This is a genomic window from Frigoribacterium sp. VKM Ac-2859 (assembly GCF_013204925.1).
Lineage (GTDB): Bacteria > Actinomycetota > Actinomycetes > Actinomycetales > Microbacteriaceae > Frigoribacterium.
This window is the reverse complement of the sequence record NZ_JABMLC010000002.1, coordinates 1107603-1122619: the sequence shown is the minus strand read 5'-3', so window position 1 is coordinate 1122619 and position 15017 is coordinate 1107603. Positions and strand designations below refer to the sequence as shown.

General features: G+C 65.0%; 13 protein-coding genes and 1 tRNA gene. 3 read left to right on the top strand and 11 right to left on the bottom strand.

Translation table 11 applies throughout. The features are described from left to right. Window positions 1-107 precede the first annotated feature (107 nt). The gene (locus tag HQQ78_RS13100; protein ID WP_173153902.1) at window positions 108-650 is read right to left on the bottom strand and encodes a hypothetical protein; all 543 of its coding nucleotides are present in this window, start codon (window positions 648-650) and stop codon (window positions 108-110) included. A gap of 12 nt (window positions 651-662) precedes the next feature. Next, on the bottom strand, window positions 663-1796 hold the full coding sequence (locus tag HQQ78_RS13095; protein WP_173153899.1) for an ImmA/IrrE family metallo-endopeptidase: 1134 nt from the start codon (window positions 1794-1796) through the stop codon (window positions 663-665). 209 nt (window positions 1797-2005) lie between these two features. Between HQQ78_RS13095 and HQQ78_RS13090 the strand changes: the two genes are divergently transcribed. Beyond that, window positions 2006-2578, top strand: coding sequence for an amino-acid N-acetyltransferase (locus tag HQQ78_RS13090; RefSeq protein WP_173153896.1), 573 nt, complete (start codon window positions 2006-2008; stop codon window positions 2576-2578). Between the two features lie 123 nt (window positions 2579-2701). On the opposite strand, the gene HQQ78_RS13085 is transcribed toward HQQ78_RS13090, so the two are convergent. The 4 genes from HQQ78_RS13085 to HQQ78_RS13070 all read right to left on the bottom strand — a co-directional run bounded on the left by HQQ78_RS13085 (window position 2702) and on the right by HQQ78_RS13070 (window position 6855). Beyond that, the gene (locus HQQ78_RS13085; RefSeq protein ID WP_371740444.1) at window positions 2702-3214 is read right to left on the bottom strand and encodes a dehydrogenase; all 513 of its coding nucleotides are present in this window, start codon (window positions 3212-3214) and stop codon (window positions 2702-2704) included. A 13-nt stretch (window positions 3215-3227) separates the two neighbouring features. Further along, the gene (locus HQQ78_RS13080) at window positions 3228-3908 is read right to left on the bottom strand and encodes a hypothetical protein (protein ID WP_173153893.1); all 681 of its coding nucleotides are present in this window, start codon (window positions 3906-3908) and stop codon (window positions 3228-3230) included. 646 nt (window positions 3909-4554) lie between these two features. Next, a complete protein-coding gene (radA, locus tag HQQ78_RS13075) occupies window positions 4555-5919 on the bottom strand; it encodes a DNA repair protein RadA (protein ID WP_173153890.1) in 1365 nt (454 codons plus the stop codon). Window positions 5920-5928: 9 nt separating this feature from the next. Continuing rightward, window positions 5929-6855, bottom strand: coding sequence for an SGNH/GDSL hydrolase family protein (locus tag HQQ78_RS13070; protein ID WP_173153887.1), 927 nt, complete (start codon window positions 6853-6855; stop codon window positions 5929-5931). Between the two features lie 137 nt (window positions 6856-6992). Between HQQ78_RS13070 and HQQ78_RS13065 the strand changes: the two genes are divergently transcribed. Beyond that, window positions 6993-7083, top strand: a tRNA-Ser gene (locus HQQ78_RS13065). Window positions 7084-7338: 255 nt separating this feature from the next. On the opposite strand, the gene HQQ78_RS13060 is transcribed toward HQQ78_RS13065, so the two are convergent. Beyond that, window positions 7339-12162 carry a DEAD/DEAH box helicase gene (locus HQQ78_RS13060; protein ID WP_371740445.1) on the bottom strand — a complete coding sequence of 1608 codons (4824 nt, stop codon included), beginning with the start codon at window positions 12160-12162 and terminating at the stop codon, window positions 7339-7341. A gap of 303 nt (window positions 12163-12465) precedes the next feature. Here HQQ78_RS13060 and HQQ78_RS13055 point away from each other — a divergent pair, with 303 nt between their 5' ends. Further along, window positions 12466-12783 carry a hypothetical protein gene (locus HQQ78_RS13055; protein ID WP_173153884.1) on the top strand — a complete coding sequence of 106 codons (318 nt, stop codon included), beginning with the start codon at window positions 12466-12468 and terminating at the stop codon, window positions 12781-12783. Window positions 12784-12805: 22 nt separating this feature from the next. Here the strand turns inward: HQQ78_RS13055 and HQQ78_RS13050 are convergent, their stop codons facing one another. The 4 genes from HQQ78_RS13050 to HQQ78_RS13035 all read right to left on the bottom strand — a co-directional run bounded on the left by HQQ78_RS13050 (window position 12806) and on the right by HQQ78_RS13035 (window position 14893). Continuing rightward, on the bottom strand, window positions 12806-13123 hold the full coding sequence (locus tag HQQ78_RS13050) for a hypothetical protein (RefSeq protein ID WP_173153881.1): 318 nt from the start codon (window positions 13121-13123) through the stop codon (window positions 12806-12808). Between the two features lie 33 nt (window positions 13124-13156). Then, on the bottom strand, window positions 13157-13300 hold the full coding sequence (locus HQQ78_RS13045) for a hypothetical protein (protein ID WP_173153878.1): 144 nt from the start codon (window positions 13298-13300) through the stop codon (window positions 13157-13159). Window positions 13301-13426: 126 nt separating this feature from the next. Beyond that, window positions 13427-14326 carry a hypothetical protein gene (locus HQQ78_RS13040; protein WP_173153875.1) on the bottom strand — a complete coding sequence of 300 codons (900 nt, stop codon included), beginning with the start codon at window positions 14324-14326 and terminating at the stop codon, window positions 13427-13429. Window positions 14327-14461: 135 nt separating this feature from the next. Continuing rightward, window positions 14462-14893 carry a hypothetical protein gene (locus HQQ78_RS13035; protein WP_173153872.1) on the bottom strand — a complete coding sequence of 144 codons (432 nt, stop codon included), beginning with the start codon at window positions 14891-14893 and terminating at the stop codon, window positions 14462-14464. Between the last annotated feature and the right edge of the window lie 124 nt (window positions 14894-15017).

Sequence of the window (15017 nt, the reverse complement as noted above, 5' to 3'; positions counted from 1 at the left end):
AGGAGGCGCGGGTCGCCTTCGACGCCCGGGGCGGTCTTCCACTGTGGAGGCCGCCCTTCGGCGTACCCGGGGCCGGGTCGCGAACGCGTCGCTAGTGATCCGACGTCTCAGGCGGCGGAGCACCACGCAAAGTAGGTGTGTGCCTCTTTCGGGGAATCCAGAAGGCGACGTGGGTGGCGGCGAAGGGCCGTGACGTGCTGCCACGCGTTTTGCGCGGTCAGCCGTCTACTTCGAACGGCGAGTCTCAAAAGCTGACACGTCGAATACGTGATTACCTCCAGGGTCCGCGCCAAGTCGCGGGCCGCTTGGTCATCGGTTACGAAGACATCGCCGGAAGCGCGGTTACTGATGATCGCCAAGGCTTCTGCTTCGCCCAGGTGTTTCTTCGGTGGATCACCGGGGCCAGCCATCCGAGCGCGGAATGACCTGGCATCCGTGATCTCACGTGATGTCTGCAGTGTCAGCGGCTCTCCGAACGTGTCGGCCAACATTTTCATGGAGTGGAGTCCTGGCTGCCGAGCGCTCTCACGGCACTCCTCTGACACGGCGTGCGTCCACGCCGAGCGACCTCGAACCAACTCGTCGAGAAGATCCAGTCGCCCGATCAGCGCGAAGTTGACGAGGACGGTGTTGTCCGGAAAGAGCAGCATGGTCAGGTCAGGTCAGTCGCCGACGCCAAGCAGATGAGCGAGATCGTCAAGCGACCCAGCCTCCGCCGGGGGCGGAGCGAGTTCTCGTGCAACCTCGTCTTCACCGTCACCGAGCATCCAGGCCAGCGACGCCGCGCGAAGCATGCCCGCCTCGACGCCTTGCCGGTGGGCTGTGACGAGGTGTGTCGGGAACCGGCGCGTCGACGCCTCCTGCATTCTTTCCGTGATCTCGTCGTGGGCACCCTGCCTGAGGATCTGTGCGTGGGCCCGCAAGAACCGTTGTGTCGGCGCCGACAGTAACCGATCAAGCTCCGGGCGCAGGAGGCCGAGACTCTTGAGACGGGTCCTCAGTGAGCTCGTCGACACACCCAGATCCCAGAGGAGTCCTGCGACGTGTGCCACGGGGACGTTGTTCCAATCCGTGCCCTGCATGACAGCTGAGGGCATGAGGAGTTCTGCCGCGAATGCGTTTGCCGCGTGCTCGTGCTGGGTGGCGTGAGGATCGACGACGTCGATCGGTGCGAGCGTGCTCTGAGCGATGTGTCCTAATTCATGAGCCAGGGACCAGTTCTGGAAGAACCAGTTGCTCGTGTTGCCAATGACGACCACGTGCCGTTGTCCGACTGCGAGGGAGTAGCCGTTGCCGGCCCCCTCGACTCGAATAACGTCGATGCCGAAGGTGTTCTCGATTGCTGGTGCCAGACCTCGGACGAAGTTCGGTCCGCTCGAGAGCGTCAAGGCTGACCGAGCCTGCGCTGGGGACGAAGGGGTGGAGTGCGGGCCTTGTGCCGACGACGATGCCGCCATGCCTGCCACTTGTTCATACAGCAGGGCGACGTTCGCGATGGTAGGCCGCGCCTGCTGCCAATCAGGGCTGTCGTGGGTCATCGTCTCGTGGTCGAAGGTGTGGCGTGCTGCGACGCGCACCTCGAAAGGGTCGGGCTCGCCGGTTGCGAGCCAGTGCACCGACGTCCTGAGCTGTGTCGCGATCTCAACGAGTTCTCGAATGCCGAATCCCCTCGCATTGCTCAACGAGCGCGACAGTGCGTCGGGGGTCATACCAACGGACTGGGCCAGTTCACGTTGAGTCAGTGTCGGCTCGGACGCAGCCATCAGGGCGCGTATGCGGTTGCCGATCGTGTCCATGGGGATCACGGTAGACGAGTATTGGTAATTTCCCAACGAGTCCTCCTCTGTGTCGGAACATTGTCGATCGCCGAGTTGTGCGGAGTTCGGGCCATGTGATGGTCTGTGGATCAGGAGACCGAGATCGGCTCCAGGGACGAGGCGATGACGCGTCGCTAGGCTGGGCGGCGGCCCGCGCCTCCTCGGGTCGTGGTCTTCGAGGGAGTCCCATGTCAGACGCGGCAGACGCGCCCACCGGTGCCGACGGACTCGTCGGTGCCGACCGGCACGGCATCACGGTGCGGAACGCGGTCGTGCGTGACGTGCCGCACATCCAGCGGCTGTGCGAGCCGTTCGTGCAGAAGCGCATCCTGCTGGGCAAGGACCTCGTGACGCTGTACGGCGACGTCCAGGAGTTCCAGATCGCGGTCGGGCCCGACGGGGTGCCGATCGGCTGCGGCGCGCTGCACGTCATGTGGGACGACCTGGCCGAGGTGCGCACGCTCGCCCTCGACGCCGCATGGATCCGCAAGGGGGTCGGCCACCGCCTCCTCGAGTCGCTCGAAGGGGCGGCCCGCCGGCTCGAGATCGGCCGACTGTTCTGCCTGACGTTCGAGGTCGACTTCTTCGAGAAGCACGGCTACCTCAACGTCGGCGACGAGGGGCTCGTGCCGCCGGACGTCTACGGCGAGCTCGTGCGCTCGACCGACGAGGGCGTGGCGGAGTTCCTCGACCTGGCGCGGGTGAAGCCGAACACGCTCGGCAACTCACGGATGCTCAAGGCGCTGCCCGCCGCGCTGTAGTCGCTCGCGCGCGAGCCCACGATCACCGTGGCCGGTCGAGTGGTCCCGAATCGTCCCTTGATGCGCTGGGAAGGACGATTCGGGACCACTCGACCCGCGCCTCCTGGACTCGGGGGCTTCTCGCTAGCCGAGGGCCTTGAGGAGGTCTTCCGGGTTGGCGGCCATGGTGTGCGGGCCGGCAATGTCGAAGAAGACTTGCTCGATGACGTCGAGGTGGGCCTCGAGGAAGGCGCGCAGCGAGAGCGCGTCGTAGAGCATGACCTGGCGGTTGGGGTCGTCGGGGACCATCGCGGCGTAGGTGTCGTCCGACGAGAAGAGCAGCAGGATGCGCTTGTCGGTGTTCTCGCGTCCGAAGACGCGGACCTGGTCGCCTTCGTCGGGGAGGGCTCCGTCGTCGGGGCCGCCGGTCGAGGGTGCGACGTCGGCGGCGGTGTCGTTCGTGGCGCTCGCGTCGCTCGGCAGGACGAGCTTCGGGACGACGACCACGTCGTGACGCAGGGCGAAGGCGACGGCGGCGGCGTCCTGCGCGGCGAGGGCCAGCTCGAGCGACTCGGAGCGGAAGGTGCCGTTGCGGTCGTCCGGGTCGACGGGCTCGCGGGGGTCGGTGGGCTCGGAGGAGGGGGTGGCTGCGTTCACGGGTGGGTCACTGTCAGTTCAGGATCATCTGGGCGGTGTCGGCGGAGGTGATGTCGCCGACCGAGACGGCGAGGCGGTAGGTCGCACCGCCGCCGGTGACGGGCGTGCGCGAGGTCGACTCGCAGGTGTCGGCGGACGAGCGCGTGCGGTCCCAGGCGATGGGGGGAGTGCTGAGGGTCTGACCGGCGGTGAGCGTGACGACCTGGTTGGTGCCGTTGACCTGGCAGTCCTTCGACGACCAGTACTGCTCTTCGCCGCTCGAGATGACGAGGGTCTGCTGGGCCGAGCCGAGGTCGATCGAGCAGTCCGAGCGACCCGAGTTGGTGATCGTCATCGAGATCTGCGGCAGCTCGGTGGCGGCGTAGCTCGTCTTGTCGGTGACCGGCTTCAACTCGATGCTGCGGGTCGAGCAGGCCGGGGCGTCGGAGGCGCCCTCGGTCGAGGTGTCGGCCGGGTCGGCGGTGGCGTCGGCCGCGGGGGCGGTCTCGGTGGGGGCCGGTTCGCTGGGGGCGGTGTCGGCCGGGGGCGCGGAGGTCGTCGCGGCGGCACCGGGTTCTGCCGAGCCGGACCCGGGGCGGACGACGATCAACACGATGATGACCACGACCGCGATCAGACCGAGCGCGAGCACCGCGCGACGACGCCAGTAGACCGAGGGCGGTTGCGGCCCGACCGGGTTCTTGAACGTCGACATGGGCACAGGTTAAGGGCCGGTCAGGGGGTTGGCCGGGACCAGCGCGGCGTGTGGGCTGAGAATCCGCGTGGAGCGGGGTGCAGGTGCCTGGTGAGGCCGCCGATCCGGGTGTACCCCGGTGCGGGGGATGTTGGGTGCGGGCGGGTCATGTCGGGTGGGGGCGGGTGCTCGGGAGGTCGGGAGGTGGGGGCCGAGTGGGCAGGAGATGCTGCTCGTGTGCGGGGGAGGAGCATCTTCTGCCCACTCGGGCCCTCATCTCGTGCGGGCCGGGCCGGTGGGTGCGGCTCTGGTTCCGGAGGCGCGGGTCGAGTGGTCGCGGATCGTCCGCCGGGTGCGTCGGAAGGACGGTTCGGGACCACTCGACGGGCTGGTGCTCGTGTGCGGGCGTGCAGGTGTGCAGGCGTCGCGGCCGTCGAGTGGGCAGAAGGTGCTCGTCGGGTTGGTGGGAGCAGCACCTTCTGCCCACTCGCACCCGGTGTCGGATGTCCGGGACCGTGCGTCCGCCGGGCCGGGCCGGGCCCGGCCCGTGGCCCGGGTCAGGAATCACGGGACGCGTCAGCACACCCGAGTCGGCCTCGGGTCACGAGGCGCGGGTCGGGCCGAGAGACGCGGGTGTCTCGGGTAAGGAGGCGCGGGCCGGGTCGGCTCAGAAGGCCCGGTCGAGCTCGCGGTCGCGTTCGGAGCCCGCGGCGCTGAACGCCCGGCGGAGCGCTTCGCGCAGGTTGCCCGATTCGGCGTCGACGAGCTGGGTGAAGCCGAGGCGTCGGGCTTCGGAGGCGCGTTGTTTGGGCGAGGAGACGGGACGGATCTCGCCGGCGAGGCTGATCTCGCCGACGGCGGCCATGGTCTGGGGGAAGGGTTTCTCGCGGCTGGCGCTGGCGAGGGCGAGGGCGATGGCGAGGTCGGCGCCGGGTTCGGTGATCTTGATGCCGCCGACGGTGCTGACGTAGACGTCGGCGTCCCCGAGGCGGATGCCGGCGCGGCGTTCGAGCACGGCGAGCAGCATGGCGACTCGGGACGAGTCGACGCCGTTGACGACGCGGCGGGGTTGGGGTGTCGAGCTGGCGACGATGAGAGCCTGGACCTCGACGGGCAGGGCGCGGCGGCCTTCCATGGCGACGGTGATGCAGGTGCCGCTGACGGGGGTGCCGTTGCGGGACATGAAGAGGCCGCTGGGGTCGGCGACCTCGGCGATGCCGTCGCCGGTCATCTCGAAGCAGCCGACCTCGTCGGTGGGGCCGAAGCGGTTCTTGTGGGCGCGGATGAAGCGGAGCGCCGTCTGGCGGTCGCCTTCGAACTGGCAGACGACGTCGACGAGGTGTTCGAGCAGGCGGGGGCCGGCGATGGTGCCGTCTTTGGTGACGTGGCCGACGAGCAGGACGGGCAGGTTGCGGTCTTTGCTGACGCGGATCAGGGTCGAGGCGACCTCGCGCACCTGGGAGGTGCCGCCGGCGATGCCGTCGATGGTCGACGACGAGACGGTCTGCACCGAGTCGACGATGACGAGTTGGGGGTCGACCTGGTCGATCTGGCCGAGGATGACCGAGAGGTCGACCTCGGCGGCGAGGAAGAGGTTGTCGTGCATGGCGCCGGTGCGTTGGGCGCGGAGGCGGACCTGGGAGGCGCTCTCTTCGGCGGTGACGTAGAGGACGCGGGCGCCGGTGGTGGCGGCGCGGGAGGCGACCTCGAGCAGCAGGGTGGACTTGCCGACGCCGGGTTCACCGCTGAGCAGGATGGCGGCGCCGGGGACGATGCCACCGCCGAGGACGCGGTCGAACTCGGCGATGCCGCTGGGCCAGTAGGCGACGCTGTTCGCTTCGACCTGGGTGATGGGTCGTGCGACGCGGTCGCCTTCGACGCGGACCGAGGCGGTGCCGCGGGCGCTGACGAGGGCCGAGGTGACGTCGACGACGGTGCCCCACTTCTGGCACTCGCCGCAGCGCCCGGCCCACTTGAGCGACGTCCACCCGCACTCGGTGCAGCGGAACGGGGGAGTGGTGGTGCGAGCCATGCCGTCAGCCTAGGAGGCGCCCCCGACATCGGCGGAGGCGTCCTTGGGGGACGTGGTGGCGCCTCCTGCGGTGTCCGTCGTCGGGATGTCGCTGCCGGTGCCGGCAGTCGGGGCCGCGGCTGCTGCGGCCGTGTGCGCCGCGACGGCTTCGGCCTCGCGGGCCTCGTGGGTTGTGGCGGCCTCGTCGGCGGCGATGCGGGCGAGGCGGGCGGCGATGGCGGGTTCGAAGGCGGAGGCCCAGACGCGGTACCCGCGGTCGTTGGGGTGGAAGAGGTCTCCGGCCGAGTTGCGGTAGGTGCGGAAGAAGCCCTGGCGGCGGGTGGTCTCGTAGAGCGGGGCGACGGTGAGGCCGAACTCGCCGGCGACGCGGCGGACGATGGCGTTGGCCTCGACGAGCTTCTTCTCGCGGTCGGGAATCCACATGGCGGGCAGGTCGCCGACGATGGCGTGGGAGGGCAGGGCGCCGTAGATGACGCGGAGGTTCTTCTCGAACGACTCGGGGTTGAACTGGATGATGTCGTTGGCGCCGATGGCCACGGTGACGACGTCGGGTTCGTACTTCTCGAACTTCGGCAGCTGGTCCCTGCGGCAGAGCCAGGTGGTGGAGCCGCTGACGCTGAGGTTGACGACGCGCAGCGAGGTGTGGCTCTGGCGGCGCATGTACGCGGAGAGGCGGCCGACGTAGCTGCGGGCCGGGCTCGAGGCTCCGATGCCCTGGGCGGCGGAGTCGCCCATCGCGACGTAGAGCAGTTTGCCCTTGCGGTCGAAGCGGTCGCGCCACCAGGCGGAGTGGACGGGCAGCAAGGCGTTCAGGTCGGCGGCGGCCGCGTTGCGGCGCTGCATGAAGCGGCTGACGCCGGCGCCGGCGGCGGCCGTGGTGGCGAGGGTGACGCCGACGCCCGAGACGAAGGCGAGGACGGTGTGGCGTGAGGGCATGGGCCGAGGCTACGCCGGGCTCCGATGCCCGTGCCGGGCGTCCGTGCACCCTGTGCACAACCCCGAGGAGGCGCGGTGCGGTGGACGAGCAATCCCCCGGTTTCGTCCCTGCCGCCGGATGTACTAAACTCGTCCTCGGTACCGTGTCCGAGCGGCCGAAGGATCATGTCTCGAAAACATGTGTGGGGGTTAACTCCACCGTGGGTTCAAATCCCACCGGTACCGCCAAAGAAAACCCCTGGTCATCCGGGGGTTTTCTTCTTTTTTCCGCCTGCCGTGGTGCACACGTGGTGCAGGTATGGGAAAAAGCTTGCCTAGGTGACCCCAGATGACCGTGCACCCGAGCGTTTTGCGAGGAGCTTGCACGCTTCCTGTTCCCGACTTTGCCGACCCCGGCGCGCGAGGATTGGGTAGGGGCGGACAGGTCGTGTCACGAAGGACCCCTTGACGCTGTCGGTGGGCCATTCGTGAGAGTCTGAGCCGTCAGGCCCTCGACCGCCCCAATGGCTTCTCTCCGGCGTTTCGCTCAGTTGGGCGTCGGTAATTCAGTGCAGGCAGGGCCTTCACGACGCGCACGGTCTCGAGGCTGACGGTAATCAAGCGTTGGACTAGCTCGAGGATGTAGCTGGGGTCGTCATGCTCGGTGCCCCAGTCGTTAGGGTCGTTGACGATCCCAGAGGCCTTATCCGTCTTGACCTGGTATCTCTCCAGGACCCAGTCCAGGGCCGAGCGAGAGCCCAACTTGTATTCATGCACCTCTACCGGAATGCCCGTGATGGTGAGCGTGTCCGTAACCCGAATCGTTGTCCGGTCAAGCTTCCCCGGCTTTCCGCCATACCGCATTTTGTCGATCCTGAGATCTGTGGGCACCGGCCCCGACAACTCGACGGGGAACAGCTCCGCCGTTTCGTAGCCGATGTGCAGCTCAGTCAGTTCACGGCCAGCGGCGGCGAACGTGCGAAAGTCTGCCGGGTCCGTCAGCTCAGGGATACGAGGCAGCATCTTGCGAAGATCTGCCGCAAACTCTGTTCGGTACTGTTCAGAGTGCAGGAGCCCGTACACGGCGAAGAACACCTGGTCTGCCGTGACCTCGGCGCCGTACAGCTGCCGGAAGCGGGTGAGGGCTTCGTCAGTGATGTTGTCGCGGCGCTGGGGGCTGTCGAACATGGCAAAGCCGCCGTCGCGTGGCTCGGTCTCGTAGACATAGCGGGGGAAGAACTGTCCGCTGCCAGACCCCCACAAGGCGAGATCCGGCATGACGTTCGTAGCCAGTACAGAAGTAGCGTGTCCTGCTCCCGGCGCCGTCAGGTAGAAACCAGAGTTAGCCCCATCAACCGGGAACAGCCTCGGAAGCTTCGCGCGACGGTCATTCAAGGCCTCATCGAAATAAACATTTTGGCGTTCGAATGGTCGGTACATCGCGGTACGGACCGCTGTCTCGCTGTACTCGATGCTTTCTCGCCGCATAGCGCGTGGCGTGAGACCGGAGGACCAGCTAATTTTCTTGGCATCAGCGGTCAAGTCTGCAGGCGTAGTCACGCCGCCTTCCCCAACCCTTTCGACTTCCAGGTTATATGTGGCGATCATATTGGAGATGTTCTTCTTCAATGCGGGCCGCGAGGAATTGAAGACCCAGGCGTCGCGATTCGTCTTCAATCCGCCGGAGTAGAGGTGAAAGATGCCATTCGATGGCTTTTCCTTGGTGCTACTGGCAATCGGGGTGAAGCCTTCAAATACGTCATTGCGTTGGTTGAGCCAGTCGCCGTGCGCATTGGGGACGATCTGCTGCCAAGGCACGCCGTCAATGCCTCCGTAGTGCTGGATGAGGGCGAGCTTGTCAGCGCGGCTCAAGTAGTCGCCGATGTCGTGGTAGTGAATGGTTCCGGTTGATGATCGTTCCGGGTCCTTCACGAGGAGCGAGATCACGATCGTGGCGCGGCTGCCGGCACCAAAGGTTTGCCCGCCTTCGCGGAGCGCTTGCTCGCCCGAAGTCCTCGTATTGCCTCGTAAGTTGAAGATGTAGAGCTCGGTGAACTCGTCTTGCAATGTGAGCCGCAGCCCCGCTGCGGTATTTCCGTCGAGGAAACCGCCGTTGGTGACGTAAGCGATGATGCCTCGGTCTTTGACGCGGTCCGACGCCCAGCGGATTGCGCGGATGTAGGAGTCGTAAAGGCTGTTTTTGAGTGTGGCAGTAGACCTTGCCGCGTAGGTAGTCGCGATGCGCTGGTCGAGGGACGGGTATTTAAGGTTCTGGTTGTTGTCGTTGGCTGAGTCTTGTCCAGATGAATAGGGCGGATTGCCTACGATGACGCGGATGTCGAGCGCGTTCTGATCCTTGACCCGTTGGTTGTTGTCGCCGAAGATGCCTTCGTCGTCGTACTTGTCGTCGCCCTCGGAAGACTGGAATGTGTCGGTGAGCACTATCCCTGGGAACGCCACATACTCGCCGCCCTGCACCGAGTTGTAAGTCGACTCGATGTTCACGGCAGCGACGTAGTAAGCCAGAAGCACAATTTCGTTGGCGTGTAACTCGTACCGGAACTTGCGTGCCATGTCTCCCGGCTGGATGAGCCCAGATTGCAAGAGCCGCACGATGAACGTGCCCGTACCGGTGAATGGATCTAGGACGTGGACGCCCTCATGGGTAAGACCGGCGCCGAAATGGTCCCGGGACAGTTGGTCGGCACTGGTGAGAATGAAGTCGACGATCTCGTTTGGTGTGTAGACGATGCCGAGACGTTCGGAGGTGTTCCGGAACGCGCCGGTGAAAAACTTCTCGTAGAGCCGCTTGATTGTCGTCTGCTTACCGGCGGCGTCGGTGATGCCGGTCACGGCCCGCTGCACGCCGGCGTAGAACCCAGCGAGGTCCGCGGTCTCTGTATCGAGGTTCTGGTGCTCGAGCGCATCGACCATGCCCTGCATCACCTGCGACACCGGATTGTTATCGGAGAACGCGTGCCCTGAGAACAGAGCGTCGAACACTGGCTGGGTGATGAGGTGCTGGGACAGCATCTCGATTGCCTGCGACTCGGTGACACCCGGATTGAGGTTGTCCTGCAGCCCCTTTACGAATCGGGTGAACGCCGTGCGGAGGTCAGTGTTGGATCCGTCGACGAGACCCGTGATGCGGGTGATCTGTCGGCCAGCTATCTCGGCGACGTCCTTCGCCCAGTTCTCCCAGTAGTCGCGTTCGCCGACTTTGTCGACGATCTTGGCGTAAATTGCGCTCTGCCAGTCGGCACCGAGGACAGACATATCCAAGGGGACTTGGGCCGAGTCTGGGGTCGCATTCTCCGATGTGCCGCTGGGCAGGTCTGCGTCTGATTGCCAGGTCGCGATCACGGGGCCGGTGTCAGTTCGGGCGTTGAGGTCGATTTGTTCGATCTTTGCCTCGAACCGCTCGTCGTGAGCACGGAGTGCACGGAGGACGTCCCAGACAACTTTGAATTTGCGGTTGTCGTTGAGGGCCTGCTCGGGTGTCTGTCCGGCGGGAATCGCGATCGGAAGGACGATGTAGCCGTAGTCCTTGTCGGGGGCTTTCCGCATGACGCGGCCGACGGACTGGACGACATCGACTTGGCTGTCACGCGAGTTGAGGAAGATGACCGCATCCAGCGACGGGACGTCGACGCCCTCGGAAAGGCAGCGGGCGTTGGTGAGGATACGGGCAACGTTGTCGCCTTCGGTATCCGCCTTCAACCAATCGAGGTGCGTATTCCGCTCGAGCACGTTCATAGTGCCGTCTACGTGCCGCGCTTCAAGTGCGTACGTCTGCTGCCCGTTGTCGGTGTCGTCGATGCGTCTTCCAGCGATGCTGTCCGAGCGGACTCCGTCGACCCCGTCGTACCCGTTGAGGAGCCCCTGGACCGCCTTGCTGTCCTTGATGGAGCGGGAGAAGGCGACTGCCCGGCGAAGCGGTTGATGCGCGTTAGGGGCGGTGGTGTCGATTCCTTGGACGCCGCGCTTGGCGAGGCCGTTGTAGATGCCGACGATGCGGGCAGCGTCCGGAATGTTCAGCTCACCGTTCTGGGCGAACTCCTCCTGGAAGGCACTGCTGATCGAGTCCTCATCGATGGTCAGGACTAGCACCCTGTAGTCGGTCAGGAGGTCACGTTCAACGGCTTCGCCGAAGCCAAGACGGTGGAACACAGGACCGTAGGTGGCCTCGTCGTCCATGGACACCAACACGGCTGCTTTTTCGTCGGCTTCCATCCGGACCGATTCGGCGTAGATCTTCGGCGTCGCCGTCATGTACAGGCGCCGCTTGGTCTTGATTGCCTCGTCAGAGTGCACCCGCAGGAATGCGGACTCGTTGCCGTCCTTGAGCGTGAATCCGGCTGTGCGGTGCGCCTCGTCGCAGATGACAAGGTCGAATTCGGCCAAGCCTTCTGCTTGGGCTTTCGCGACAACGTCGATGGACTGGTAGGTGGAGAAAAAGACCGTGAGCCCGTCAGGGGTGCTTGCCTTCGCCACCTGATCCAGCAATTGAGGGGTGGAGGTAGTCGCTGGGTAGGCGAGGTCGGAAACGGTGAAGTCCTCATTGCTCTTACCGACCTTCGTGTCGGAGCAGATCGCGAACGCACGAAGGTCCATCCGTCGTTCTTGCGACCATTCTCGAAGCGTCTGAGACAGCAGTGCTATCGAAGGGACGAGGAACAGCACTTTGCCACCGCGGCCGGCAATGTCCTCCGCGATGCGGAGGCTGGTGAAGGTCTTTCCCGTGCCGCAGGCCATGATCAGCTTGCCGCGATCATGGTCAGCAAAGCCAGCTTGTACTCCGGCAAGAGCCTGCACCTGATGCTTCCGGAGAGTTTTGATCTTCGGCGCAGCAACTTCGTCCGGTTTTGAGAATGAGTATGTAGACCAGTCGATGTCGGACTGATCGAAGTCGTCGACCCCGAGGCGCAGCGTCGTGATCTGTTGACCGTTCAGGGCATCCTCGGCGTGCTTGCCCCACTTGGACGAAGTGGACACGAAGATCCGCGACGAGAACGGGTGCTTGCCGGACGCGGTGAAGAACGAATCGAGGTCCGACTTCTGCATCGTGTGCTCAGGTGCATAGAACTTGCACTGGATCGCGCAGAAATCGCCGGTGTGCCGCTCTCGTGCAACGAGATCGATGCCCGTGTCCGGCTTTCCGTCGCGGCCAGGCCAGTCTTGCCACAGCCACACCTCGTCGTAGAGCGCAGTCCACTTCGGATCCGTGGTCAAGAACGTCCGCGTAAGGCGTTCCAAGAGGAGGCCCTTTGTGCGCTTGTCGGGCGCGATCGAGGCGTATTCGGCCAGCAGGTCATGGATTGTCGTCACAGGTAGCGCCCCTCAACTACCGGCGTTGATTATCCGGCCAGAATCGAGCGTACCGGGGCCCCAACCAAACCCGAATTGGCCATGCCTGACGTGCAGCGCCAGAGCCCTTGCCGCCACAGCCGTTGTTCAAGGCATCCGTTGGATTTGAGTCTCGCCCAAGAACTGCCCTGTTTCGCTGATGCAATGGTGAGAGAGCTTTACTCGACGAAGAAGGCGGCGGCACCGGCTGTGTCCGGTGCACTCAGAGGCGGTGTCGGAGGAGCGCCCTACGGTCCTTGCATGGGAGTTGGCGGATCTGGGGACGTGATGCGGACCGTACTGAGGCGTCTGCCATATCGGCACCCGTACGCGATCCCGGCCTTCCTCGGCGCACAAGGTCTGTGGCTGATCCAGGTCGGCCAGGCCGCCCCGCTCGGGTACGTGAAGAGTCGCACCGTCCGCGGCGGCTACGTCTTCGACGTCTACGCCCACTGCCGAGACGACGCCGGCGGCCGGCCCTGGGTTCACACGGCGACGTCGTTCAACTCCGCCGTGGCGTGGGCCGTGCAGCACGACCCCGAGATCCGCGCGCTGATCGCTCGGTCGGCTCCCGAGCCGGACGTCTGGCCGCCGCCCCAGTAGCCGGCCGCGGGCGTGGATCTGGTCAGAGACCGCGTGAGCCGGCGAAGAACCAGAGCTTCAGGACCTCCCCGATCATGAAGAAGACGACGAGCGGGCAGATGAAGATCCAGATGATCGTCATCAACCAACCGAGGCCGTTCAACTCGGGCAAGCCGCAGGTCTCCAACGCTGGCGCGCAGTCGTAGTTGTACCCGAAGCGCTCGAGGACGGCGTGGCAGACGTAAGCCAGCCCGATGGCGGCGCCGATGATGATGAGGCACGCCCGCCTGCCGTTCCGGATCCCTAGTCGGAGCTTCGTCGGGTCCTCTTCCGTCTGCCAGTTCGTCTGCTCGTCGCTCATCGGTCCCTCACCTGATCGACACGACAGTAGCGGCTACATCCGCTCGGCCAGCAGGTCGTCGAGCGCGCCGAGGGCGCACCAGTACGCAGCGACCTCCTCCGGCTCCGAGTGCGGATCGCACTCTCGGCGGAGGACGAAGAACTCGAACCGGTCACGGAGCTCGGCGGCGCTGATCATGAGACGACGCTCTCGCGACTCGAGGCGGCAGAGCCGTGTCTCCACAGGCCGCTGCCTCTCAGCCGGCCGTTTGGACCGACTGTGGAGGAGAAGCGATCACCCAAGGCGAAGTGGGACTGTGGATGACTAAGCCCCGTGTTGCCGGGCATGCTGTCGGAACATCGGTGCCGTGTGAGACGTCCACGCGGTGCTTGTGCCACCTACCCGTCTCTGAATCTCAGCCTTCAGTACGGGGTCATTGGCGGACGCCCCAGGCATGACATGTCCGTCTTCGGTAACGACGATGTACCCGCTCTCGAAGAGAGCGTCACAACCAAGGAGGCACACAAGCATCGCCACGGACCTGTAGTCGTGACGCTGTTCATCTGAGAGCTGAGCCCGGGGAACAATGTGGCCTGCGATGAGCATGCTCGTGGGCAGGATCAGCGTGCAGATGGCGCACGGAGCAGCCGCACGCCCCTTGAGAAGGAAGGACCGGAGTGCGCCCTGTTCTTTGCGGATGCTTGTGATGACTTCGGCATCGGTGGCGCCGTGTCCGGGCACCCAGTTTTCATGCGGACGCCCCGGCAGCGAGCGAGTCGGTGCGTCGATGTCGAGCTCGGCGAGAATGGCGAGGGCGTCCTCATCGAGGAGGGGCGTCAAATAGGCCTCGCGAGGCATGCCCACCCGCGTCAGCGGTCCAGGCGTTCCCCAAGTGATGATCTCCCTAAACCGATCACGATGGAGCTTCAGCTGGTCAGCGATTACCTCGACGCGGACCAGCTTGCCGTCGTCGTTCTCGTCAGACTCGCGTGGCCCACGCGGGTAGTCGTTAGGCCTCGGGAAATCGACCGCGGCCGTGACGACCCGGCTGACGGCGCGGACGTGGGCGTTGCCGTAGTGGAAGACAATGTCGTCGACTTCTAGCTCCTGCAGGGCTGCCCGTTCCCGGGGCAGCACTCCGTTGACCCGCGGGCGCGTCCACAGCGTGCCGTTGGGGATCGCCGTTCGGTAGTTCTTATTCTGACTCGCCCACCAAAATGCCATAGCCGCGAGTATGCAGCACTCCGTCATTAGGTCCTGCGCGCCCTACTTGATAGGTCAGCTGCACCCGCCGGACGGCACTCCTCAGTTCCCAGTTCCCAGTTCCCAGTTCCCAGTTCCCAGTTCCCAGTTCCCAGTTCACAGGAGCCAGCTCTTGGCTTCTGCGGTTCCGTCCACAAACTGGTGCTTCGGAAAGCGGAGCTGCCCAAGAACTTCAACGCTCTCAACTTCGCCAGACCGCATGGCCTGCTCGATGCTCTTGTCGTCCCAGCCGGAGTGCCCACGCAGCCAGTCCAGAGATCTCGTGCTGGAAATCAGCTCGTAGTCCTGGGTGCTGATCTCGAGTTGAACACCCTGAGCCCAGATTTGATCGCGATTCGGGCGGACAATCACCGTGTATGAGCCTGTGTCGATGAGCTCGTTCAGCATGACGCTGACTGCCCCCTGGCGTGACATGGGGGAGGAATGCAGATCCAAAGTTGCCGTGGCTACGGCCCGGAAAAATGCCGCTGGACTCACTGTGAGGTGCCGCAGCGACTGGATAAATTGCGCAGCCGCCTCTTCGTCCATGTGCATTCCACTCGTCAGCAGCTCCGGACCCAACCCATTTCTCGGGACACGGCCATTTACGCCTGTCGTTGGTGCTGTCATGCTTTGGCTTGTCTCGGACGAGAGCCGGTGTCTGATCGCCCCT

Excerpts from the sequence above, each read along its gene's own strand:
- radA (WP_173153890.1), bottom strand. The coding sequence starts at position 5,919 with ATGGCTCGCACCACCACTCCCCCGTTCCGCTGCACCGAGTGCGGGTGG.
- HQQ78_RS13035 (WP_173153872.1), bottom strand. The coding sequence starts at position 14,893 with ATGGACGAAGAGGCGGCTGCGCAATTTATCCAGTCGCTGCGGCACCTC.
- HQQ78_RS13100 (WP_173153902.1), bottom strand. The coding sequence starts at position 650 with ATGCTGCTCTTTCCGGACAACACCGTCCTCGTCAACTTCGCGCTGATC.
- HQQ78_RS13090 (WP_173153896.1), top strand. The coding sequence starts at position 2,006 with ATGTCAGACGCGGCAGACGCGCCCACCGGTGCCGACGGACTCGTCGGT.
- HQQ78_RS13040 (WP_173153875.1), bottom strand. The coding sequence starts at position 14,326 with ATGGCATTTTGGTGGGCGAGTCAGAATAAGAACTACCGAACGGCGATC.
- HQQ78_RS13095 (WP_173153899.1), bottom strand. The coding sequence starts at position 1,796 with ATGGACACGATCGGCAACCGCATACGCGCCCTGATGGCTGCGTCCGAG.
- HQQ78_RS13070 (WP_173153887.1), bottom strand. The coding sequence starts at position 6,855 with ATGCCCTCACGCCACACCGTCCTCGCCTTCGTCTCGGGCGTCGGCGTC.
- HQQ78_RS13045 (WP_173153878.1), bottom strand. The coding sequence starts at position 13,300 with ATGATCAGCGCCGCCGAGCTCCGTGACCGGTTCGAGTTCTTCGTCCTC.
- HQQ78_RS13080 (WP_173153893.1), bottom strand. The coding sequence starts at position 3,908 with ATGTCGACGTTCAAGAACCCGGTCGGGCCGCAACCGCCCTCGGTCTAC.
- HQQ78_RS13050 (WP_173153881.1), bottom strand. The coding sequence starts at position 13,123 with ATGAGCGACGAGCAGACGAACTGGCAGACGGAAGAGGACCCGACGAAG.